The organism is Gardnerella vaginalis ATCC 14018 = JCM 11026, assembly GCF_001042655.1.
GTDB classification, from domain to species: Bacteria; Actinomycetota; Actinomycetes; order Actinomycetales; family Bifidobacteriaceae; genus Bifidobacterium; species Bifidobacterium vaginale.
The window spans coordinates 129,129-152,584 of record NZ_AP012332.1; the positions used below are offsets into that span (position 1 = coordinate 129,129).

Sequence of the window (23,456 nt, forward strand, 5' to 3'; positions counted from 1 at the left end):
TAAAACGATAATTTAAGATTGGGCTGTTGATGTAATTGCATTAGCACAGTGCATTAATAGCCTACTAAAAGAGCTTCAAGCCTTAGGTGTTTGAAGCTCTTTTGTTTGAATTTAGGCTGAATTTTGTTTGAATCTATTCTGATATTTAAATAGTATTTTAAGATTGCATTTAAAATGGTACTTAAACTAAGCTACGTCAAGTTGAGATGTACTCGAGCGCACAATTAACTGTGCTGGAATCGTAATGTATCGGCGACTTTCATCTAAATAATCTCCATTAATTAAAGATAAGGTCATTTTTGCAGCATCCACTGCCATGCTTACAGGGTCTTGTCTGATAGTTGTAAGTCCTGTTTCTCTAGCGTAGAAGCTGTCGTCAAAACCGATAATTGAAAGATCACCTGGTGTGCTGTATCCGCTTCTAGAAAGCTGGAACATTAAAGGTATTGCTATTCCGTCTTCTTGGCATGCGATTGCGGTAGGCATACTACTGTTGCTTAAAAGCGATGAAACTATTGAACTTATGCGGTCTAAACCTTCTGGAGCTACGATTTCGGTAGGCGTAATATTGTTAATCTTGCATTCGTCAATAAACGAATGATAACGTTGTAAAACGCTGAAATGAAGGGAAACATCGCGATTTGTGCGAATATAAGCTATGTTTTTATGACCTAATCCAATAAGGTGACGAGCCATAAGCCTCGCGCCCTGATTGTCGTCAATATTAATTGTTGCGTCAAAATCGCAGTCCATAGGATATAAGCAGTTTATGCCTAAAACTGGTACACCAGTTGCCTTTAATGAAGCAACTTCCGACTTATTTACGTCAAATGAGCAAACTATTACGGCATCTGCATTTCTTCGAGTTGGTAGCATATCAAAGAATTCTGCGCGCTCTTGGCTGCTTGATATTTGGAAAATTGATAGATCGTAGCCTGCTGGGTGAAGAACCTGATTCAATCCTTGCATTATGGATGCGCTAAACCACAGGCGAATGCTGTCGCTCATTAGTAGTGCGACTCTTAGAGTTCTGCCAGATTTTAAAGCGGCTGCAGAACGAGATATTGAGAAGTTTAGTTTTTCTGCAATAGCCAACACTTTGTCGCGAGTTATTGCGGAAACTAAGTTTGGTCGTGTAAATGAGCGTGAAACAGTAGATACTGATACGTGAGCTTCGTTGGCAACATCTTGAATATTAGCCGGCATGTGAACTCCTTTATTCGCACAACATCAATATCTTCATCAATATTTTTATTAATGTCTTCATTAATATCATTCAATCATCTTCAACGATAGTATATGAGCAGCGCATACATCAATGTTCATTGCGCCTCTTATACACAAACGTTTGCAATAAAAATAATAATAGCAGATTTTGCTGCAAAATCGCCAAAAATAGGGATTTTCTTCACATTTAATTTTGATTTCATCGCGTAACGACATGCAAAAAATGACAACGTTTGACATTGCTGTTGCATGTAGTAATATAAAAGTATTGGTTCGGGCGTCGACGCTCGTACAAGCGTTGTACTCAAGGAGGAGAAAGTGACGAGTCATGATTAATATGAGTGGAAAAGCAATACGCAAATGGTGGGCGTTATTCGCTTTGCCAACGTTTGCTGCTTTTGTAATCGGCTTTTTAGTGCCATTCGTAATGGGTGTGTATCTTAGCTTTACTAAGTTCCATACTGTTACGGATGGAAAGTTTGTGGGTATTCGCAATTATCGCAAGGCTTTGCGCGATCCTCATTTTATTCATTCGTTGATTTTCACAACTGCTTTTACTGTTGTAACAACAGTTGTTATTAACGTTATTGCTTTTGCAATTGCGTATATGCTTACAAAGAAGTTCAAAGGTTCAAACTTATTCCGTACAGTGTTCTTTATGCCAAATCTTATTGGTGGCATTGTTTTGGGCTATGTTTGGCAAGTAGTGCTTAATGGTATTTTAGGCTACTTTGGTCGTGCTATTACGTATTCTGCGACGTACGGATTCTGGGGCATGGTTCTTTTGATATGCTGGCAGCAAATCGGATATATGATGATTATTTACATTGCTGGTTTGCAGGCGCTTCCAGGAGATGTTATTGAGGCGGCAGCTGTTGATGGCGCAACACCAATGCAAACGCTGTTTAAGATTACGATTCCTCTTATGATGCCGTCCATTACAGTGTGCACATTCTTGACTGTTACAAACGGATTCAAGCTGTTCGATCAGAACTTGGCGTTGACTAATGGTGCTCCTTCCAGAAAGTCGGAGATGTTGGCGTTGAACATTTTCAACACATTCTATGGAAGAATCAATGGTGAAGGCGTCGGTCAGGCAAAGGCAGTCATATTCTTCATCATTGTGGCTGTAATTGCTTTGATTCAGAACAGGTTGACAACGTCTAAGGAGGTGGCAGCATGAACGAGAAAACTAAGCATCCTGTGCTTTGGACCACGCTTTTTGCTGTAGTGAGTTTGTTGTGGATTTTCCCAATCGCGTTAGTGTTTATGAATTCCTTTAAGTCAAAGGTGTATATTGCTAGCGAGCCATTTTCACTTACTCCAAAGTCGTTTATTGGTTTTGATAATTACGTTCTTGGCATTAACCGCACGAATTTGTTGATGAGCTTCTGGTGGACAATTGTTGTAACGATTGGCGCTGTGGTTCTGATTCTTTTGTGCACTTCGATGTGTGCATGGTGGATTGTGCGAGTAAACAATTGGGCTGCAAGGCTGCTTTACGTATTGTTCTTGTTCAATATGATTGTGCCGTTCCAGATGGTTATGTTCACTCTTTCCAACATCACTACAAAGCTTGGATTGAACACCCCTTGGGGATTGTGGATTATCTACCTTGGTTTTGGCGCAGGTTTGGCTGTGTTTATTTTCACGGGCGTTGTGAAGGGTATTCCTCAGGAATTGGAAGAGTCCGCAATGATTGATGGTGCTTCAGTGCCTCGCATATTCTTCCAGATTATTGTTCCAATTATGAGACCTGCTATTATATCTGTGTCGATTTTGCAAACAATGTGGATTTGGAATGACTTCCTTCTTCCTTACCTCACTTTGGATTTGAACAAGTATAAGACTGTTTCGATTGCAGTTCAATATTTGAAGGGTGGTTATGGTTCCGTTGAAATGGGTGCCATGATGGGCTGCTTGGTTCTTGCCATTCTTCCAATTATTATCTTCTACCTCATCTGCCAGAAGTATATTATCAAAGGCGTTATGGCTGGTGCGGTAAAAGGCTGAGGTCTTTTCTCCTTCGGACCTCGGTTGCATGATGATGGTGGTTGCAAAACTTTGCTTCCACCATCATTTGTGTTTAGGAGTATTTTTTAGTGTATTGTTGTTTTAGATTTGTTTTAGATTGCGTTTAACTATGCAGGAGTGGTTGTAATGATTTCTTTTGGAAGCCCCGATTCAAAGTTTGCTCAAGGAATGGAATCGTTTGCAGACGCAGTATGGCTTACCATTTTAATGATTATTACGAGTGTTCCGATTATAACGATTGGCGCATCAATTACAGCTGCTCATGAAACTGCTAGAAGGATTGAGCGCGGAGAAGCACACACAACTTCAATCTATTTTAAATCTTTTAAAAATAATTTTGTTAAATCTACTATTATTTGGATAATCTTGCTTCCGATTCTTGTGGCAATTGTAGGGTCTTGGATTTTTCTGCAGCTTACGCCACTTTTAATAATAAAGTTTGCGATCAGTATTTTATGGATTTTGGTTGCTCAATGGGTGTTTGCTCTTCAAGCAAGATTTGAAAATTCTGTTGGTAGAACTTTGATTAATTCGTTGATTTTTAGCGTATCTTACATTGCAACCACTTTTATGATGGTTTTGCTTGATTTTGTATTTTTTGCGCTTGTCTATTTATCTTTAAAGTATTTTTTGCAGGGATTGCCATTGTTGATTTTGCTTGGATGGGGGTCTTTGATTATGCTTCACACTCCGCTGCTTGAGCGCGTGTTTGCAAAATACGTTAAAACAAGTGGTAAGTGATTTGTGAATTGACATTAGTAACCAGAGAATTAGATGTAACCAAGTAATCGGGTATTCGGATAACTGGGTAATCGGGGGTAACTAGGTATCCGTGTATTCTGCAGAATAATTAATGAGGCGAACACCATCATGGATGCTCGCCTCATTTGGGACATCATTACAAGGTGCTTTAAATGTGCAACTATGCGCAAATCCTAACACCATGTCGGGGAGGGAAACAAGTTACTCTTAACAGATAACCATGCCCTTTCATTATACTCTAAATAGCTTTATTTATAAAGGTTTTCACCCTTTCTTTTTTGTTATTTTTATTGTTATTTTGGCTTAAATTCTAATTATTTTTTGCCGTTCATAACAGCTGCCATAGAAAGCACTCTAGGTGACTTAAACACTTAGTCGGTATGAACAACATTGCCATCTTTATCAGCAAGAGGAATACGCCAATTTGGATATTCTGTACTGGTTCCAGGCTGATTCTGCGAACGCTTTTCTCCAACTGCGTCAACAAGCGCCACTTGCAAAAGCAAAGATGGGGAAGTGCGCATAACCGCATGCATAGCCTCCACAATCTCTTGCACATGGTCTTCTACATGTTCGGCAGCATCCTTGCTAATCCATCCGCCTTCCAAAAGCATCTTCATCATGGCGTCTCGTTCTGCGCTCGCAGCCTTCTGGAAGCTTTCTACAGAATCGGTAAGCAAATGAAGCTCCTCGCGAAGCTTAACATGCTCGAAAGCAAGGTATCCAGCTGTAGGTGGCATGTCGTGAGTTGTAACAGATGCCAAAGCGTATTCGCGGTATGTGGAAGGGTTTGCAAATATAGTCTGCTTTTTACCAGCCTTCTTAGCGGCTTTTTCTGCATCGTCGTCGTGAGTGAACCATTCAACAACAGTTCCAAGAATTCCGTGCGAGGCAAGAACCTTAGAAACATATGCTGGAACAGTGCCCAAATCTTCGCCAATCACCAATCCGCCTGCGCGAGTCGCCTCAATGCTAAGCACAGCAAGCATAGCGTCCACGTTGTAGTACACGTAAGCACCGTTTTTAGCTCCTTGACCTTGCGGAATCCACCATAAGCGGAAAAGCCCGAGCACGTGGTCAATGCGAACCGCGCCAGCATGCAAGAACACGTTGTGAACCATGTCTCGGTATGCAATGTAACCAGTTTCGTCTAGATAATTAGGGTCAAATGGAGGCTGACCCCAATCCTGACCTTGCTGGTTGTAGAAGTCTGGAGGTGCACCAACGCTAACGCCGTTAGCAAATCGCTCTGGGCTCCACCACACATCTGCGCCATAGCCGTGAACGCCAACAGCCATGTCTTGCATAAGACCTATTGCCATTCCAGCGGCTTTAGCTTCGGCGTGGGCAGCTGCAACCTGCTCGTCTGCAATCCACTGCAGCCAGCGGTGGAACTCCAACAAATCAGCGTGCTCGCACTTAAGCGCGTCAATCTGAGGAGTGCCCTTGCCAGTGGTATCAAACCAAAGGTTATCTCCCCAAGGAGCGCCCCAAACCTCGAAGGCTACGCACCAAGTCGCAAAAGCGTCTAAGTCTTCTCCAGAACGCGCCTTAAAGTCTGCGAAATCCTGCTCACGCTCTGCGCTTCTAGGCTGCTCAAAAATTATCTTTAGTGCTGGTAGCTTTGCGCTCCAAGCAGCGTTAATATCCATAGGATTTGGATCGTTGTTTTGCGCTTCAACCGACTCGTGCAGAGCTTCCACTTGTTCTCTCTGGCTATCGCTTAATTGCGTGTATTCTGGAATATCCTGTGGGCGAATATAAGTTACGTTTAAGAATCTGCGCGACTCAGGCAAATAAGGCGAAGGCTCTAAAGGCGCCACTGGTGCGCAGGCGTGAATTGGGTTTATAAGCATGAAGTCGGCTTTGCCAATGCTACCCGCGTCTTTAAGCAGCCTACGCAAGTCTCCATAATCGCCAACTCCCCAAGATTCCTTTGATCGCACGGAGTAGAGCTGAGTCATGTAACCCCAGCGATGGCGTTCCTGAACGCTTTGCGGAAGAGGGATTCTTGCTGGAGCAGAAATCAGTGTAACCTGAGCATGCAAGGCGCATTCGTCATCTACAGTTGCTTTCAGAGTGTGGTAACCCATTGGCAAATCTTCTGGAAGTTCCAGCAATAAGTCGCCCTCTTTGCTTGTCTTAAAGTTATTAAGCGGCTTATCAGGCGTATCCTCGTATTCTGTTCCGTCTTCTAAAGTCAGTGTTACGTGGATTTTGCTTGGGTCGATTGCACTACCGCCAGTGTGCACAGGCACTATTGTTTTTGTGCCATTAAAGCATACAACTGTTGGTGGCAGAAGTTCGCTATCTCGCTTTTCTTGCACTCGTTTTAGTGAGTTTGCAATATTTTCCTCTGTATCTGCTTGCCAACCTAGTGCATCTAGCACGCCAACAAGAGCTTCATCGGTAATTTCCGTATAGTCGCCTAGTTGGTCGATGTAGAAAGTTGCAACTCCGCAGGCTTTTGCTAACTGAATTAGTGGACGATTGAGTCGTTCTGTGCTTTCTTCTACGGGCACAGGCGTGGCAGCCTTTGTTTTGGCGTTGTCTGTTGTGCTCATGATGCTCCTTTGTTAATCAGTGGCACATGTAATCTCGTCGCATCGATGTTGGTTTGCAAACGATGTTGAAGAGTGCGATTTCTCAACACCTCACTGGATTGAGGCACGCTCTAGCTAACCATTATATTAAGTATTGATATCGTTTGCAATATTGGCGATTTTCGTGGCACTTAACAAAAAACCGCAGAAGGTTAAATACCAACTGCGGTTTTGTTATTTGTTATTTGTTATTTGCGCATATTTGCTGCTACTTACTTGCGACGGATTCGCATAAAGTGCCATCCTGCGCCGATTGCTGCGATTCCAGCAGTTATGCTTCCTGCGATTGCTGCAATTAGCGTTGTGCTGTTGTCAGCGGCGTGCTCACCGTTGTTTGCGCCAGATGCCTGAGCGCTCTTATCGCTGCTATTGTCTTCGCTCTTTGAGTCTTCGTTCTTGGACTCTTCGGATTCCTTCTGATTTTCATCTTTTGCAGAATCGTTAGATGTGTTCTTGGACTCTTCGCTCTTTGTTGTGTTTGCGGAGCTTGCTGTAGGAGCAGCAGATGCTGCAGCACGAGGCGTGCGTGCAGGAATCTCTGCGGTTGCTGGCGACTTAGCAGTAGCATTTTCTACGAGTTCTTCTGCAGCTTTTGCGGTATGCGTGGACTCCGTTTGGTTCGCTGGAACAGCACTGTGCTTAGGTGCAGCCTGTGGTGCAGACTGTGATACAGAAGGAGCCGAAGCCTGTGGCGCACTTGGTGCAGCATTGTTCTGTGGCGCATTCTGTGGAGTGCTTGGAGCTGGAGCAGGAGCTGGTGTAGAAGGAGCTGGCTTCTGAACCTGTGGATTCAAAGATTCCTCAGCCTTTTGCTTTGCTGCAGTGAGACTATTTTCCACAGCATTTAACGTGTTTGTTGAATTATCAAGTTCTTTGGCTCGATTAGCAACCTCTTTTATCATTAAATCAAAAGCTGTTTCGATATTAGTTTTGCTTGCAGCATACTTTGAAATAAGTGTACGCTTGGTCTCTTCAATTGAAGCTTTTAGCTCTAAGATTTTTGCTTTAGTTGCTTCAACATTAGTTTTAGCATCATTTAGTTTTTGCTTTGCTGTTTCAGCAAGTTGTTTAGTCGCCTCGACATTAGTTTTAGCTTCGGATATTTCTTTATCGATTCGCTTCAAGTCTTCTTTCAGTTGATTAAGATTCTTTTCGGCGGTCTCCTTATCTATTTTAGCGTTTTCAAAATTAGCTTTTTCATCTTGAACTTTTTTCTCTGCTTTTTGTGCTTCTTCTGTTCTTGCCAGTAAGCTTTGAGCAGCTTTTTCTGCCTCTTCTTTAGCTTTTTCTGCATCTCTGCTAGCGACATTTAGATCTTTTTCAGCATCTTGTTTAGATTCTTTTAGCTCTTTTATAGTATTCTCAAGCTCAGCTAGTTCGGATTCTTTATCTGAAACTTTTTTAGCTAAAGAATTAGATTCAGACTTCTTCTCATTGGCAGCTTTTCGAGCATCTTTTGCATTATCAGAAATTCTTGTTAAAGAATTTATCTCAGAAGTCAATTCAGAAATTGTATCTAATAGATCTCTTATTTGACTACTTTTATCTGCTTTGGCAAGTTCTTCTTCTGCTTTTTTTGCTTCAGTACTTAGTTTTTCGCTATTTTCTTTTGCGGTACTAGCTTCGTTTTTTAATTGCTCTTCAATATCTTGCGCCTCTGTCTTTTTAGTTTGCGCGTTAGTTAATTTTTCTATGTGTGAAGGATCACCAAGTTTTGATCTATCGGATTCTAATTTTTGTAATTCTCTCTCATATTCGGCAACTTTTTCTTTTTGTTTCGTATATGCAAGTTGTTTTTGGGCAGCAGTTTTTTCTGCTTCTTCAGCTTGTTTTTTAGTCGAAGCAACTTTTTCTTTTAACTGATTAATTTTGTTTTGATCATTGTCAGCATCAAGAGTTTTTAGATTTTCTTCTGCAGTTTTAATTTGCTTAGTAATGTTCTCAATCTTATTATCGACGCCTTCAGCAGCTGCTTCCTTTTGCTGTGCTTCCTTTTCAAGCTTTTCAGCTTCTACCTTAGTGGATTCAGACTTTTGCTTAGCTTCAGCTAACTCTGCTTCAAGCTTAGATTTAGCCTCTTCTTCATTTGCTAAATCTTCTGCAGTTTCTTCGTTGTCATCTTTTGCGTCCTCAGCAAGTTCATCTTTTGCAGCTTTTTCTTCAGACCTAATTTTGTTTACTTGATCAGCATTTTGCTTAGCCTCGTCAGTCACTTTCTTGTCTTTTTCTGCCTCTTTTACGGCTTTACTCTTCTCTTCAATGCGCTGCTCGGCATTTGCTATATTCTGAGTCTCTGTTTCTATTTTCTTATTGGTCTCAGCAATGCTATTTTCTGCATTATTTTTCTTTTCTACAGCTTCATTAATTTTTCTTGCAGTATCTTCAGCTTCTTGTTTTGCTTCTTCTACAGCTTTATTTGCTTCATTATGCTTATTCTGAGCTTCTTTTTGTAGATTCTTTGATTCTTCGACTTTTTGGAGTATTTCTGCATTTGCTGGAGTGTTATTCTTAGATGTGCCTGAACCTTGAACCGTTCCAGGATTTTCTTTCTCTTGCTTGCCAGCATCAGCGTCGCCAGTAACAGGCGAGTTAACGGTTTGTGGTTTAAAATCTTCTGGACCATAAGAAACAACATTGCTAACAGCATTAAAACCAGTGTCGGATATTGTCTTAACATGTGCTGTTGGATTGTGAGACGTATCTGTTGTAGTCGCGTCGGCTGCGTTGGCAGCGTTTGCAATGCTTATGCTTCCAATAAGAGCCAAAGAGCTTGCGCCCAAAGAGATAGCGGCTGCAATCTTAGCGTTCATATTTACCTCATTCTTCAAATCATTTAGGTTTGGGTGTGGGGGTATTTGTTTAATTATCAAGTTGTAAGATCAAAGCGCTGGCATACAATCCGTGTCTGTATTGCGTCTCTGTCTTGTTTCTAGACTTTCTACTCTTCTCTACTCTGCATATTTCTCCACTTTGCATATACACAATAGGGGTATAAAGTATAAAAGTTATTCTAACAGAATCACAGGAATAATTCGCTCACTTTGGCAAGTTATAAGGAACAATTAAGGAAATTACAAGGATTCGCCTTGAAATATTAGTATCCGACTCAGTATTCGAAAATATTGGGTTATTCCCCAAAATATTAATATTCAATCATAAGCCAAAAAATAATCCCGACTTTGTTCCCAAATCACAGGAATAAGAGAACAAAATCGGGATAAATTGCGAGCCGAGCGCGCTCAAGAACTCAAGCAATCAAGCGCACTTGCGACTCAACACAACGAATGTACGCGGCGGCACATGAACCGCACACTGAGAGCCATTATCATCGCACAGCATAGAAACGCAGCTGCCAGAGTCGTGCCCCGTCCACTTAGCAAAATACTCAGTGGAATCCAACACGCAGCGCCACGGGTTCGCAGATTTAGCAGGCAAATCAATTGTTGCAGACGCATCATTCATAGGATTCACGCACACAATCAAATCGCTTCCAATCTGCTCCGCAAGAACAGCATCATCAGACGCAGTAAGCCTTGTGTGCTGAGCATCATAAAACTCCGCATTCTTAGCACGAAGCGATATAAGCGCACTATACCACTCTACAAGAGGTTGGAATCGCTTAGTTCTAGACCAATCCAGCTGATTCATAAGCGCACCGCGATTATAAGAATTATCGCAACCATGCTTAGTGCGACCAAACTCCTCGCCGCCAAGCATAAATGGCATTCCAGCAGAACACAAAATCAATCCAGCACTGAGAATATTAGCGCTAAAAATGTCTGCAACGCTGTTTGGATCACTTGCGTCAAAATCGCAGCTAGACGCATTATCGCGCATAGAAATACACAGCTTATCCCACAAAGTCAAATCGTCGTGAGCAGAAACATACTGCACAATTTGACCAACACTTTTACCAGCACAAGGCATACCACGCCAGCCATTAAACGCGTTTCGCACAGGATCCGCCGTCCAAAACTCATTGCCATTTACATATCCGCGGTCATGATGATCCATAACATTGCCCTTAAGCGTATCGCGAGACTCATCACTAAACCAGCCGATTCTAGAATCAAGGAAGCCGCGCCCATCTTTATCTCCCATAGGGCAATCATCGCCAACAGCTGCAGCATCCGCACCCCACGGTTCACCATACATAAGAATATCTTTGCCGCCATCAAGCTTATCTAATTCGGCACGAATCATATTCAAAGTTTCCGCATCCGTTAAGCCCATAAGGTCAAACCTAAAACCATCCACATGGTAGCAGCGCGCCCAGTGCAAAATAGATTCAATCATAAAACGCCTAAACATAGGATGATCGGAAGCCATCTCGTTACCGCAGCCAGAACCATTAGCAAAAGACCCATCAGCCTTACGCCTGCAGAAATAGCCTGGAGCCACACTTTCAAACACATTCGACGCAGCCTCAAACATGTGGTTATAAACAACATCCATAACTACGCGTATGCCATTTTTATGCAAAGCGCCAATCATCGCCTTGCACTCGCGTATTCTTGCCGTACCGTCGTATGGATTGCTAGAGTAAGCACCCTCCGGCACATTGTACGCATGTGGATCGTAGCCCCAATTGTAAAGCGAATCCACGCTCTCACCGTTTTTGCGAGCAGACGAAATCGCAACCTCATCCACAGTAGCAAAATCGTAGATTGGCATTAGTTGAACGTGAGTTACACCAAGTTTTTTAAGATAGTCAATTCCAGTAGGGAAGTGCTCATCGCCACCTAAAGTCGTATGCGAATCTGTAAAAGCAAGATACTGACCCCTATGTTCTGGCTTAAAACCACCATTAGGATTGCTGCTAAAGTCCTCAACATGCGTTTCCCAAACAACCGTCGCATGGCGCACAAACTCTGGCGATTTATCTTTGTGCCAGTCAGCTGGGCTAACGCGTTCCTCACTTACAACCATGCTGCGCTCGCCATTTACGCCACTAGCAACACCCCAAGGGTCACTTGTACGATTCACTTTTCCATCAGCAAAAGTCACCAGAAAATCGTAATAAACGCCATCTAGCCTTTGCAATATTGAAGTTCTCCATGCGCCGTCGCGCAATGGCTTTAAATTACGTGTTTTGAACGGCTCGCTGTTGTTTCCTGTTTCAAAAAGTCTTAGCGTTACGCATGATGCGGTTGGTGCCCAAACTGTGAATGTTGTTGATTTTTCATTAAGCGAGCATCCAAGCTGACCCGAGTACACTGGCCATTGTGTTGAAGACGTGCACGTCATGTAATATATCCTTCTTTTAATTATTCAGAAGAAAATGAAGGCCGAAACGCTTTAAAACGCTCGACCCCCATTTTCAATTAAACCCCACAATTGATGTAGAGGTTACTATCCCTTAACAGAGCCAGACATCGACTCTTCATAGAATCGCTGCATGACAATAAACAGGATTGCAATCGGAATGGAAACGCACACAGCTCCAGCAGAGAATCGTGCGAACCAGTGATTGATGTATTCTCTCTGCAACATCTGGTACAAGCCCAAAGCCACAGTGTAATTATCTTGAGTACGGGCAATAGTCTTAACCAAAACGAAGTCAAGCCATGGACCCAAGAAGCTAACAATAGCTTGGAACACAATCATAGGCTTGCAGATTGGAAGAATAATCTTCCAGAATACTTGCCAAGTTGTGCATCCATCCAAATAAGCGGCTTCATCCAAAGACTTTGGAATCGTGTCCATATAGCCCTTCATAACGTAGAAGCCCATGCCGCTACCAGCAGAGTAAACGATTATAAGGGAAATAAGAACAACAGAACCATTCGTCAAGCCAAAAGCCTTCAAAATGAAGTAGATAGCGATAACTGCCATGATGCCTGGGAACATACCAAGAATCAAAGCAATGTTCATAAATGTCTTACGACCGCGGAAACGCAAACGAGACATGCAGAACGCTACTACAAGCACGAAGAACAGAGAGATAATGCACACGAAAATAGACACAATCAAGGTGTTTAAGAACATTCGTGGGAAGTCAAGAACTTCTCGCTCAGTAAACAGCTGAATGTAATTATTAAACGTGTACTTAGTTGGGAAGAACGTTGTCTGATATGGTGCAGTGTTCTGGTTAAAGCTTTCCAAGAACACCCAAACGATTGGCGCAAGCCAAATCACAGCCATAACAATCAGGAACAGATGAGCTACAATGTCTCCGAATATGCGGCGTATACGCTGATCGCGCCAGAACGGGACACTACGTACACTATGCACAGTCTGTTCGCCTTGCATAAGATCCTTCTTATTACTCACCGGAATCCCTCCTCATTCTTGTAGGAGCCAGAGTTGCGGTATGTTATCAAAGCAACAATCGCAAGCACAATGAATGTCATAATGCCGATTACCGCGCCCATGCTGTAGTTATCTTTATCAACCGTAAGCTTGTACAGCCAGGTGATGAGCAAATCAGTCTTACCTGCAGAAGAACCAATTGGTGTTGGTTCGCCGCCAGACAACAGGTAAATAACGTTGAAGTTATTAACGTTTCCAGTGAAGGTGGTGATCAGGTATGGAGTCATAACGAAGAAGATGTATGGCATAGTGACGTTCATGAAACGCTGCCACCAGCTTGCACCGTCAAGCTCTGCTGCTTCGTAAAGTTCAGCTGGAACGTTCTGCAAAATACCAGTGATCTGCATGATGGTGTAAGGAATACCAACCCAAAGGTTGATGAGAATAACCGTAACCCTTGCCCAAGTAGCATCCTGGAAGAACGGTAGTGGAGAATGAATCCAGCCAGAAGAGATGAGAAGACGGTTAATAGCGCCATCTCTTTGCAACATGCTGTGCATAACAAGCAAAGACACAAACTGTGGGACAGCAATGGTCAAAGAGAAGCAGATACGCCACAAGCTCTTAAGACGAGTGGTGCGCCTGTTAATAATCATTGCCATAAACATGCCGAAGAAGAAGTTCAAGAATGTAGCGAAGAAAGCCCAAACAAGGGTCCAAATCAAAACATCAAAGAAGATTCCAGCATTAATGGTTCCAGTTGTATTTCCAAGAATCTTAAAGAAGTTGTTTAAACCAACCCAATGGAACAGCAATGTGTGGTCACGATCATAGTTTGTGAATGCCATCGAAATCATGAACACCAATGGCAAAACCGTGAACAAAACAATTCCAGCGGTTGGAAGAGTCATAAAACCAACGTGCGCATGGCGGTCGAGCAAAGACTCAACATCTTTAACAAAAGTAATAGGCTTTTCTCCGCGCGCTACAAAAGCCTGAGCTTTGTATGCGCTACGCAAAGACAAAGTAGCTAAATAAATTAAAACAACAATTGCTGCAATGCTCATAACGCCATACAGCAAAATTTCAACAGAATTATCTCCAGCCACATAGTGCCAGAAGCCGTTAATCTTTACTCTACCCTGCTTCTTAGTACCAAGAGTACCGAATTTTGGTAGATATTCAGCGCCAGTTGTGGCCAAGAAGGCAAGAACTCCAGCCTCGCATAGAATGAATACGAGACCTTTCACGTACTGTTTGCGAACGAAGTTACCAAAACCGAAGATAATTATCGAAACCCAAGACAGTACGTCTGCGTGCTTTGCAGCCTCCTGTAATGAGTATTGCGAAGGGGCAATGTATTCATCGGCAGCAGGTGCCTTCTTACGCTTCCCTCGCTTGGTGGATGTCGTGCCAGTCATGACATGCCTTTCGTAAAATTGTGGGGTTTTTACAAGCAAAAGACGCCCCGCCCCGATTTTAAAATCCTTAGGGGAGCGGGGCGTCCTTGCCGTGTGTTTTCTAAATATTATTTTCTTTTAAAAGAATTTAATATTTAGAAAACAGTCGTAAGTAATACTTACTTCTTAAGAGCTTCCTCAAAGCCCTTCTGGAAGTCTGCAATCTTTGCAGCGGCGTTGCCGTCGTTGACTTCCTTGTTTGCCAATGCAGTACCGAAGGTCTTCATTGGATCCCAGAAGGCACCCATTTCTGGAACGGTTGGCTGCAAGACAGAAGTCTTAGCAATGGTGTTCATCTGAGCCACAGCGGCTGGGTTGTCCTTAACGAGATCAGACAAAGACTTAGCAACTGGGATATCGCCGTGAAGCTTGTACATCTGCTCCTGGGATTCCTTAGAACCGAGGAATGCAGCGAACTTAGCGGCCATCTCTGGAGCCTTGGAGTTAGGGTTGTAAGCAACAGCCTTAGAGCCAGCGAAGGACTTCATCTGATGTTCGCCATCTTCAGACTTGAACTTTGGAAGCTGAGCAGCAGCGTAGTTGTCGCCCAAAGCCTTCTTTACATCGCCAGCATCCCAAGAGCCAGAGAAGTAAGCGTCAACGGTGTGGTTCTTAATGCCAGCTAAGCCAGCGCCATCGCCATCCATTACGAAGTTCTTGTTCTGAATGAACTTTGCAACATACTTGGTGATTTCGGCAGCCTTATCACCAATCTTGATGCCAGCCTTGCCATCGTTGCTCTTCTGGCCGAAGAGGGTCATGTTGCCATCGAGGTAGAAGCCTGGAAGGTACCAAGCGTTGCTGATATCGAAAGCAACCTTGCCCTTTTCGAGCATCTTATCGAGGGACTTAACGTCTTCGTCGGAGAACTTGGACTTATCGTAGTACATGAACCAAGTGTTGCCCATGTATGGAACGCCATAAAGCTTGCCATCCTGAGCGGTTACAGACTGGATGATGGTATCATCGTTGTCTTCCTTAACCTGTTTGGCAGCGTCGTCGCTCAACTCGCCAATTGCGTTTGCCTTTACCAAGTCGCCGAGCTGATCGTTAGGGAACAGGTAAACGTCGGCAGCAGCCTTAGCGTCCTGCTTAACGGTCTTAGCAGCATCTGGTGGAGCAACAACAGCGTTCTTAAAAGTAACCTCTGGGTGATCCTTCTTGAAGGCTTTCTCCATAGCCTGAATCCAGCCGCCAGCCTTCTGATCTTCGGAAGAAGACCACACGGTGAGCTTTACTGGGTTTGCCTTGTTGCTGGAGCCAGCGTTGGTGCTAGAACCGCATGCAGCAAATCCAAACATTGTAGCGATTGCGAGGCCTGCGCCCAGCACTTTCTTCATATTCGTCATCCTTGACCTCCTATATCATGCCAGCTTGGCATGTTCTTTGGTGGCATAGTAACAGATTCCATGCGACGCAACATCGCATTTTGCTGCGTTGAGCAGTGTCGCATTTTTATTGAAATCCGTATATAAGCAATGTGTAGTATACACGGATATAAAAGTGTTAGCAAATCATGTCGCAAGTGATTAGAAAAATTGTTTGTAAAGTGACTTTTTAGCTTTAGAAAATCGTATTTTATTCTATAACTCAGTAAATTTAACGGAATTTTATTATTGACTGGTTGAATGTGAATCGACGATTTTGAGCTCAGTCAAAGCGTAAAGTTTTCCTGATTTTGTTGCTCAAAATGGCATGTTGAGCAACAAAATGCGGAAAAGTGGATAGTAAAATAAAATTAGACAAGATAAGTCAAGTCAAAATAAAAGAGATAAGATAAGTCAAGATAAAAGACAGGTCACGCCAACAAAACCAACAAAACGGGGGAAATATGCAAAACGAACATGCACAATGGCTGCGCGACGCCGTGTTCTACGAAATCTATCCACAAAGCTTCTACGATTCAAACGGCGACGGAATAGGCGATATTCCAGGCATAATCGAAAAGCTCGACTACGTAAAATCGCTTGGATGCAATGCGATCTGGCTAAATCCTTGCTACGATTCGCCATTTAAAGATGCGGGCTACGACGTGCGCGACTACAAAAAAGTGGCAGCGCGCTACGGCACAAACGAGGATTTGCAGCGTCTTTTTAGCGAAGCACACAATCGCGGAATGCACATTTTGCTAGACCTTGTTCCAGGACACACAAGCGAAGAGCACGAGTGGTTTAAGCAAAGCTCGCGCGCGCAAGAAAACGAGTTTAGCAAGCGATATATATGGACCGACAGCGCGTTTAGCGGCTATTCCATGCCGTTTATTGGCGGCGAAAGCGAGCGAGATGCCACGTATATTCTGAACTTCTTCAAATGCCAGCCAGCGCTAAATTACGGTTTTGCGCAAAGGGATCGCGCGTGGCAATCCGCGCCAGATTCTGAGGAGGCGGCGCAAACTCGCGCTGCAATGGTTGATGTTATGCGATTCTGGCTTTCGCTTGGAGCAGACGGCTTCCGCGTAGACATGGCGGATTCGCTTGTAAAAAACGACGACAACAATGGCGAAGGAAGCCTTGGCAAAGACAACACGATTCACGCATGGCAAGAAATGCTGGGTGCTGTAAAGGCCGAGTATCCGCAGGCTGCGTTCGTTTCGGAGTGGGGCAGGCCGCGTCAGGCGCTGGCTGCTGGATTCGACATGGACTTCTATTTGAATTGGCGCTGGGATGGGCAGCCAAACGGATATGCGCGCTTAGCTAGAGATGTGGATAATGCGCTAGACAGCAATCCTGAGCACGACCACAGCTACTTTAATGCGCGTGGTGGCGGCAGCATTTGCCCATTTTTAGACGATTATTGCCCACAATACGAGGCTACTTGTAACGACGGCTACTTTAGCTTTATAACGTGCAATCACGATACGCCGCGTTTAGCTCCGCGTCTTGACGATCGTGAGCGTCGCGTGGCTTTCGGCATGATTCTTACAATGCCAGGCGTGCCGTTTGTGTATTATGGCGACGAAATCGGCATGAAATACCGCGATATTCCTACAAAAGAGGGAGGTTATGCGCGCACGGGTACGCGTACACCAATGCAATGGGATGATTCCAAGAATTTTGGATTCTCCACGGCCGCAAAGTCGAAGTTGTATTTGCCTGTTGAAGCGCGCGCGGATGGAAGGACCTGCGCAAATTCTCGCAAACAAGCGGTAGAAAGTGGCGAAATTCCAACGGTTTTGGGGCAAGAGCAGGATGGTGATTCGCTGCTTAACTGGGTGCGCGCGCTGATTGCTTTGCGCCACGAGTGCGCGGCGCTGCACGCGGATGCCACTTGGCGAGTGTTGCATGCGCCTGTGGATGGTCGCAGCTTTGCATACGAGCGATGCGCGGCTGAGTCGAATGTGTCGGATGGCGAATCCTCTACAGATAGATGCATTGTGGTTATGAATCCTGGATTAAACGAGGAGACGATTGCGCTTAGCGCGCTTGCGGGGCTTACGCCAGAGGCGATTTTGCAGCCGCGGCTTTCGGTTGGAGCGGTTGCTTGCGATTCTTCCGCGCTTAAACTAGGCGCGCAGTCCTTCGCCGTGTTTGCTTTATAACACGATTTTCCTATTTAGCGTTGTGTGAGGGCTGGGTGTTTCTACGTCCGCGCGGTCTAAGCGCGCGGACGTCTTCGCCGCATGTAAAGTCCACTGGACTTTACATTTAAGCGGCTCAGCGCTCCGAATTACCTTTTCGCGCTATGCTCTAAGCGAAAAGGTAGGTCGTCGCGCACTGCAGAGATTTAAGTTAGGGTTTGATACAATTGCAATGATTATGCAATGACGTTGTCAACGCTGTTGTCAATAACGTTGCAATGACGGCAAAAGCTTATACGCACTTAACGCAACGAGTGCTAGCAAGAGGTGAATTATGGACGCGCTAAAACCAAAGATCCGCGCAGATAAGAACATAAAAATGGGTATTACGCTCAAAAAGTTCAAGCTGCTCGGCGCTGTAATGATGATGCTCAGTGCGTTCGGAACAACCGTGATTCCGCACCTTTTTGGCGGCCTTTCCAACTCCAACATGTGGAGCCTCACAGCTGCCGTAGTTTGCGAAGTTATAAGCTGGTCGGCTCTGCCGTGGTACGCGTGGCTACTCGTTCGCGGATATCAAAACACGCATAATCTCAACCTTTACACGCTCCGCCTTCTTGTGCTTGCGCTTATTTGCGAGGTTCCGTACGACTTTACAACCTTTGGCTGCGCTTTCGATATGCGCTCGCAAAACCCAGTGTTTGGGCTTGTTATTGCGCTTTTTGTGCTTTCGGGAATTGACATGGTTCGCGCGCGTTTTAAGGGTGCGCAAAAAGTGGCGTCAATCGCAGTGATTCTGATTGCAGGAATATTGTGGAATCTTTTCGGAAAAGTCGGCTTTAGGCAGAATATTTTTTGGGGCGGAGCTTTACTTTTAGGATTTGTTTTGATTTTTAGATTCCTAGAAAACCACGAGATTCGCATGGAACTGATTGCTGGCGCTTTCGGAGCAATGTCTCTTTTGGCGCCAGGCGTTGGCGTGGCTGTGCTGCACTATCGCAGCCCGTATGGCGATGGACCTAAGCAAACTAAGCAATTCCGCTGGCTTATGTATGCGTGGTATCCGCTTATGCTTGTAATCGCAAGCTTGTTCACGATTCTGCTTTAGGTGCAGCCGTAGAATTTCTTATAATAAGTTGCACTGGAGCTGTAAGATGTCTTCGCGCTACAGCTTTACCTTCTATAAGAGATATCGCAATGTTCCCAGCTTGTTCTGCCATTGTTTTAGGATTTTGGCGGATTGTGGTTAGTCCAGCCTCTTTTGCATAAGTGCCATTGTCGAATCCTATAATCGATAAATCTTCAGGCACGCGAATTCCTAATTTTTGTAATCTAAACAAGAACGGCATTGCTGTTGAATCCTGGTGGAAGCATATTGCAGTAGGGGGATTTTCTTGTGTAAAAAGCTCAGAAAGAGTGGCATCTATAGGGTCATCTTTTATGTCTATTGGCAGTACTTTCCCTTGCATTCCATCAATATTGCTGCACACGTTTTCAAAGCTTGTTATTCTTCTTGACGAGCTAAAGCGGAAAGATGAACAAAAATGCTCATACACGTATAAAAGACGCTTATGCCCTAATGTTGCTAAGTGTTGAATCGCAAGTTTTATGCCCAGAGCATCGTCGATTCCGATTGATGCAGAAAGCACTTTAGAAGCTGTGCAGTTTATTCCGACAATTGGTACGTTTATGCGTTGTAATTGTTCAGCCTCATTGCTGCTTATGTCAAATGACGATACGATTATTGCGTCTGTGTTTGCGCGTAAGGGCAGCTCTTTAAAGAAGTTTTTTCTTTGTTCAACTCCCTCTAAAAGGTGTATTACAAGGTCGTAGCCATTTTTGTTCAGTACGCTATTTAATCCTTCTATAATTGCTGAGCTAAACCATTCGATTTTACTGCTTCCGATTAGTAGCGTTATGCGATATGATTTGCCTGTTTTAAGCTCTCCAGCGGTTCTAGAAACAGTGAAATCCATTTGTTCGGCTGCGCGCATGACTTTGGCGCGTGTAGATGCGGAGACTTTTTCTGGATGTGCGAATGTTCTGGAGACGGTTGCAATCGACACTCCTGCCAGTGTTGCTACATCGCAAATACTAGTTTTTGACAAGTCGCACCTCTTTTAAGCGTTTTAGCTGCAGAGTTTTTAGCTGCATTTCTTTCAATCACCCTGCTTCTAGTTATCATAAATGAAAAGGTTTACATTTTTAGACACGCCGCCTAAAAAGTATTTATTCGTGCAAAACTAGCTTAGTATTAAGGATTCAAAATGAAAACCTTTACATTTACATTTTTAATGTTTGACCGAGTCAAACTTAAAGCAATATTATAAAATTACCCATCAATTTCACGAGGAAGTGGAGTAACAATGAAGATTAGAAAAATATGCATATCCTGTATAGCAGTTTTGGGCATGATTTCTACGCTTGCCGCATGTGGGAATAATGGTGCAGCAGGAGTAACAGATACAAAGAAAGACAAAGGCCTAGCTGTTATGGGTCAAGCTTTAAAGTATGACCCAAATCATTTAGTAAATCAAGGAAAGCCAATCCAGCTTGAGTATTGGAGCTGGGGAGACGCGTCCACTGATCCAATTTACGACATGATTAAGGATTATCAAAAGATTTATCCAAATGTAAAGTTTAAGACTAAGAACGTTGCTTGGGATGATTACTGGACAAAGCTTCCTCTTGCTCTAAAGGGAACAAAGGGCCCAGCTTTGTTCAATATTCACAACTCCAAAGATGAGCTTATTCGCCCATACGCTGCCGATTACAAGATTGACAAGGCTGCTATGGAATCGGATTACGCAACGGCTAGTGCGCATGAAGATGCTAAAGGTAATGTAAAGTACATTGATTCCGTAATCAATACGGGAAACATCTACTACAACAAGAAGCTTTGGAAGGAAGCTGGCTTAACCGAGGCAGATATTCCTGCTACTTGGGATGAGTTGCGCGAAGTGGCAAAGAAACTCACTAAGTGGAACGGTTCCAAGATGGAACAGGCTGGATTTAACGTGAACGGCGATGCTTATGCTGCAATCAATCAAGGATTGAACTATCAGCGTGGTGAACTTGCTTTTGATGAAAGTGGCAAGAAGCCTAATTTTGACAACAAAGTCACGCGTGAAAACATGAAGTTCTTGAAGAATTTGTACGACAAAGACAAGGTCATTTCTACCGACTTTGGCACGGATTACACGCAAAGCTTTGGAAACGGCCAATCTGGAATGGTTTATGCCTGGGGATGGCTCGAAGGTGTGCTAAAAGAAAAGTACCCAAATATTGAATATGGAGTCTTCCCAACTCCAACATTCACAAAAGAAAAGCCATTTGCGTACGATCGCTACAATGGAGAATCCACTCCAGGAATTAACGCTCACCAGTCAAAAGATCAGCAAGAGGTTGCTCAAGACTTTATTAAGTTCATTCTCGCTAACGATGCGTTTATTCGCTCGGCAGTAAAGCATTTGAACTCGTTCCCAGCAAAGAAGTCTTTGCAAAACGATCCTGAGATTCTAAAGGCTCCAGTAATGGCTGCGATTCAGCCGCGTGCAGATCGCCTAATCTGGCCAGGGATCACGCCTTCTACCGTGGAAACAAGTAGCAAGGCTGCTTTCCAGAACGTTATGCAAAATGGTGAGTCTATTGATGATGCAATCAAAGAGGCTCAAGCAACAATGGTTAAAGATATGAAGAATTCTAAGTTTACGTCTGCAGAAAGTAAGTATGAGTTCTTCAAAGAGCACAAGTAAAAACAAAGCAGACTAGTTAACTAGTTGTAAATCGTAATCACTGTGCTCAGTAGGTAAGGCAAGGAAAATCATGAAACAAGTAAATCAGGATTCTCATTTGAGCAAAATGAGAAAACATAATGGTGGTATGTCAAAAATAAGCACTGCTCTTTCTCGAACCTTCTCCTTTCGGAATATAGCAGTAGTGTTTCTGATTGTTTATTTTGTGATTTTTCTTGCCTATCCAATATATAAGGCTTTTGCAGGCAGCTTCCATGAATGGAATCCGCTTGTTGGAACATACAATTGGGTTGGGCTGGATAATTTTAAGCAGATTTTAGTAGATAAGTTATTCTGGAAGTCCATTGCAAACACCGCAATCTTTACGTTTGTATCTGTTGTATTCCGCGTTATTCTTGGCATTGGTTTTGCAATGTTGTTAAGCTCCAAGCTTGTTAAGTGCAAAGATACTCTGCGAGGTCTTTTCTACATGCCAACAATTACGCCGTTGGTGGCAGTGAGCTTTGTGTGGATGTGGATGTTTGACCCGCAGTTTGGCATGATCGATAGGGTTACAGGATTAAACATAAATTGGTTGCACAGTTCGACTTGGGCTATGCCAGCAATCATAATAATGACAATTTGGAAAGACTTTGGCTACGCAACGGTATTGTATTTGGCTAGATTAATGAATCTGCCAAAAGATGTTTACGAAGCGGCAGAAATCGACGGCGCTAATAGTGTTCAGAAATTCTTTAGAATAACAGTTCCGTTGCTAAAACCAACAACACTTTTTATAGTAATCACATCTATGATTGGTTATATTCAAGCGTATGTTCAGATTCTTGTTATGACCAATGGAGGCCCAGGAACATCAACGTACACAATCAGCTACCTAATTTTTGATCAAGCGTTCCAAAAGTATAACTTTGGAATTGCATCTGCAATGAGCGTCATTCTGTTTATAATCACTGGAATCCTAACATTCATAATGTTTAAAGCGTCTAAGGATAGTGAGTTAGTATGAAAAAACAAAATCTTAAAAAGAGCATTATTGGATGGTTTCTAACAATATTCCTATTCTTATTGTCTTTCTTAACAATCGTGCCATTTATTTGGATGTTTGTATCTTCCTTTGCTCCAAACAGCGACATTGTGCGCATAGATGGTGGGCTGTTCCCAAAGCCAAGCACATTTGGGAATTACGTTGGGATTCAAGAGAAATTCGACTTTTTGAGGCTATTCTTTAACTCATTGTTTATATCGGTAGTTAAAACGGTAATAGCCATTTACACGAGTGCCGTTCTTGGATATGTGTTTGCAAAAATGAGGTTCCGTGGCAGAAATCTGCTTTTTGGAATAGTAATAAGCACGATGATGGTACCGTGGGCAGTAACAATTATTCCTCAATACGACATGATGACTAGCTTTGGTTGGCAAGACACGTATCGCGCGCTTATAGTTCCAGGCTTAATAAGCGCATTTGGAATCTTCTTATTCCGACAATCAATAAGCGGAATATCCGACGAATTGATTGAAGCAGCAAAACTAGATGGAGCTTCGGATTCTAGAATATTCCACAGAATAATTCTGCCAATGAGCCACAATACTATTGCTGCGCTCGCGATATTTACGTTCTTGTGGAATTGGGAAGACTATTTGTGGCCATTCCTTATGATTACAGACGAGAAAAAGCAGCTTCTTGCAGTTGGATTGAAGACGTTTAGCGGAAGATTTGGAACTGACTACGGCGGTTTGTTTGCTGCGGCATCGCTTGCTATTATTCCTGTAGTAGTAGTGTACTTGGTGTTCCAGAAGCAGTTTATTGCTGGAATTTCAACCGGCAGCGGTAAGTAGAAAAGGGCGG

Annotated in this window: 16 protein-coding genes; 8 read left to right on the plus strand and 8 right to left on the minus strand. The window is 43.4% G+C overall.

The features are described from left to right. Positions 1-186: 186 nt before the first annotated feature. Positions 187-1,206, minus strand: a complete 1,020-nt coding sequence (locus tag GAVG_RS00525) for a LacI family DNA-binding transcriptional regulator (RefSeq protein WP_013399403.1) — start codon at positions 1,204-1,206, stop codon at positions 187-189. 349 nt (positions 1,207-1,555) lie between these two features. Here GAVG_RS00525 and GAVG_RS00530 point away from each other — a divergent pair, with 349 nt between their 5' ends. The 3 genes from GAVG_RS00530 (at position 1,556) to GAVG_RS00540 (ending at position 4,002) form a co-directional block, all read left to right on the plus strand. Beyond that, positions 1,556-2,410 (plus strand): carbohydrate ABC transporter permease, encoded by an 855-nt coding sequence (locus tag GAVG_RS00530; protein WP_004112931.1) that lies wholly within the window; start codon positions 1,556-1,558, stop codon positions 2,408-2,410. Further along, positions 2,407-3,240, plus strand: coding sequence for a carbohydrate ABC transporter permease (locus tag GAVG_RS00535; RefSeq protein WP_004113778.1), 834 nt, complete (start codon positions 2,407-2,409; stop codon positions 3,238-3,240). The genes GAVG_RS00530 and GAVG_RS00535 overlap by 4 nt, the downstream gene beginning before the upstream one ends. A 147-nt stretch (positions 3,241-3,387) precedes the next feature. Then, positions 3,388-4,002, plus strand: a complete 615-nt coding sequence (locus tag GAVG_RS00540; protein WP_009994403.1) for a DUF624 domain-containing protein — start codon at positions 3,388-3,390, stop codon at positions 4,000-4,002. Between the two features lie 392 nt (positions 4,003-4,394). On the opposite strand, the gene malQ is transcribed toward GAVG_RS00540, so the two are convergent. From malQ to GAVG_RS00570, 6 genes are all read right to left on the minus strand, one after another. Beyond that, positions 4,395-6,587: a 4-alpha-glucanotransferase gene (gene malQ / locus GAVG_RS00545; protein ID WP_009994404.1), complete on the minus strand. Its 2,193-nt coding sequence runs from the start codon at positions 6,585-6,587 to the stop codon at positions 4,395-4,397. Positions 6,588-6,838: 251 nt separating this feature from the next. Further along, a complete protein-coding gene (locus GAVG_RS00550) occupies positions 6,839-9,436 on the minus strand; it encodes a coiled-coil domain-containing protein (protein WP_048653112.1) in 2,598 nt (865 codons plus the stop codon). A 445-nt stretch (positions 9,437-9,881) separates the two neighbouring features. Next, complete coding sequence (gene pulA, locus GAVG_RS00555; protein ID WP_009994410.1) at positions 9,882-11,873, minus strand: type I pullulanase; 1,992 nt, start codon at positions 11,871-11,873, stop codon at positions 9,882-9,884. 105 nt (positions 11,874-11,978) lie between these two features. Further along, a complete protein-coding gene (locus GAVG_RS00560) occupies positions 11,979-12,899 on the minus strand; it encodes a sugar ABC transporter permease (RefSeq protein ID WP_004113786.1) in 921 nt (306 codons plus the stop codon). Further along, positions 12,896-14,299, minus strand: coding sequence for a carbohydrate ABC transporter permease (locus GAVG_RS00565; RefSeq protein WP_004113788.1), 1,404 nt, complete (start codon positions 14,297-14,299; stop codon positions 12,896-12,898). The genes GAVG_RS00560 and GAVG_RS00565 overlap by 4 nt, the downstream gene beginning before the upstream one ends. A gap of 158 nt (positions 14,300-14,457) precedes the next feature. Then, positions 14,458-15,687: an extracellular solute-binding protein gene (locus GAVG_RS00570; RefSeq protein WP_048653113.1), complete on the minus strand. Its 1,230-nt coding sequence runs from the start codon at positions 15,685-15,687 to the stop codon at positions 14,458-14,460. A gap of 482 nt (positions 15,688-16,169) precedes the next feature. Between GAVG_RS00570 and GAVG_RS00575 the strand changes: the two genes are divergently transcribed. Both GAVG_RS00575 and GAVG_RS00580 read left to right on the plus strand, forming a co-directional pair. Then, positions 16,170-17,876, plus strand: coding sequence for an alpha-amylase family glycosyl hydrolase (locus GAVG_RS00575; RefSeq protein WP_013399407.1), 1,707 nt, complete (start codon positions 16,170-16,172; stop codon positions 17,874-17,876). A 313-nt stretch (positions 17,877-18,189) separates the two neighbouring features. Continuing rightward, positions 18,190-18,963: a TraX family protein gene (locus GAVG_RS00580; RefSeq protein WP_009993522.1), complete on the plus strand. Its 774-nt coding sequence runs from the start codon at positions 18,190-18,192 to the stop codon at positions 18,961-18,963. Here the strand turns inward: GAVG_RS00580 and GAVG_RS00585 are convergent. Further along, positions 18,947-19,963 (minus strand): LacI family DNA-binding transcriptional regulator, encoded by a 1,017-nt coding sequence (locus tag GAVG_RS00585; protein ID WP_004118143.1) that lies wholly within the window; start codon positions 19,961-19,963, stop codon positions 18,947-18,949. The genes GAVG_RS00580 and GAVG_RS00585 overlap by 17 nt on opposite strands. 258 nt (positions 19,964-20,221) lie before the next feature. Here GAVG_RS00585 and GAVG_RS00590 point away from each other — a divergent pair, with 258 nt between their 5' ends. The 3 genes from GAVG_RS00590 (at position 20,222) to GAVG_RS00600 (ending at position 23,446) form a co-directional block, all read left to right on the plus strand. Beyond that, entirely contained in the window at positions 20,222-21,610 is a 1,389-nt protein-coding gene (locus tag GAVG_RS00590; RefSeq protein WP_004118145.1) for an extracellular solute-binding protein, read from the plus strand. A gap of 70 nt (positions 21,611-21,680) precedes the next feature. Continuing rightward, positions 21,681-22,616 (plus strand): carbohydrate ABC transporter permease, encoded by a 936-nt coding sequence (locus tag GAVG_RS00595; protein ID WP_009994448.1) that lies wholly within the window; start codon positions 21,681-21,683, stop codon positions 22,614-22,616. Continuing rightward, the gene (locus GAVG_RS00600; protein WP_004113800.1) at positions 22,613-23,446 is read left to right on the plus strand and encodes a carbohydrate ABC transporter permease; all 834 of its coding nucleotides are present in this window, start codon (positions 22,613-22,615) and stop codon (positions 23,444-23,446) included. Before GAVG_RS00595 ends, GAVG_RS00600 begins: the two co-directional genes overlap by 4 nt. The last annotated feature ends 10 nt before the right edge of the window (positions 23,447-23,456 follow it).

What these genes read in the sequence shown, in the direction of transcription:
- GAVG_RS00525 (WP_013399403.1), bottom strand. Translation starts at nt 1,206, where the DNA reads ATGCCGGCTAATATTCAAGATGTTGCCAACGAAGCTCACGTATCAGTA.
- GAVG_RS00530 (WP_004112931.1), top strand. Translation starts at nt 1,556, where the DNA reads ATGATTAATATGAGTGGAAAAGCAATACGCAAATGGTGGGCGTTATTC.
- GAVG_RS00535 (WP_004113778.1), top strand. Translation starts at nt 2,407, where the DNA reads ATGAACGAGAAAACTAAGCATCCTGTGCTTTGGACCACGCTTTTTGCT.
- GAVG_RS00540 (WP_009994403.1), top strand. Translation starts at nt 3,388, where the DNA reads ATGATTTCTTTTGGAAGCCCCGATTCAAAGTTTGCTCAAGGAATGGAA.
- malQ (WP_009994404.1), bottom strand. Translation starts at nt 6,587, where the DNA reads ATGAGCACAACAGACAACGCCAAAACAAAGGCTGCCACGCCTGTGCCC.
- GAVG_RS00550 (WP_048653112.1), bottom strand. Translation starts at nt 9,436, where the DNA reads ATGAACGCTAAGATTGCAGCCGCTATCTCTTTGGGCGCAAGCTCTTTG.
- pulA (WP_009994410.1), bottom strand. Translation starts at nt 11,873, where the DNA reads ATGACGTGCACGTCTTCAACACAATGGCCAGTGTACTCGGGTCAGCTT.
- GAVG_RS00565 (WP_004113788.1), bottom strand. Translation starts at nt 14,299, where the DNA reads ATGACTGGCACGACATCCACCAAGCGAGGGAAGCGTAAGAAGGCACCT.
- GAVG_RS00570 (WP_048653113.1), bottom strand. Translation starts at nt 15,687, where the DNA reads ATGACGAATATGAAGAAAGTGCTGGGCGCAGGCCTCGCAATCGCTACA.
- GAVG_RS00575 (WP_013399407.1), top strand. Translation starts at nt 16,170, where the DNA reads ATGCAAAACGAACATGCACAATGGCTGCGCGACGCCGTGTTCTACGAA.
- GAVG_RS00580 (WP_009993522.1), top strand. Translation starts at nt 18,190, where the DNA reads ATGGACGCGCTAAAACCAAAGATCCGCGCAGATAAGAACATAAAAATG.
- GAVG_RS00590 (WP_004118145.1), top strand. Translation starts at nt 20,222, where the DNA reads ATGAAGATTAGAAAAATATGCATATCCTGTATAGCAGTTTTGGGCATG.
- GAVG_RS00595 (WP_009994448.1), top strand. Translation starts at nt 21,681, where the DNA reads ATGAAACAAGTAAATCAGGATTCTCATTTGAGCAAAATGAGAAAACAT.
- GAVG_RS00600 (WP_004113800.1), top strand. Translation starts at nt 22,613, where the DNA reads ATGAAAAAACAAAATCTTAAAAAGAGCATTATTGGATGGTTTCTAACA.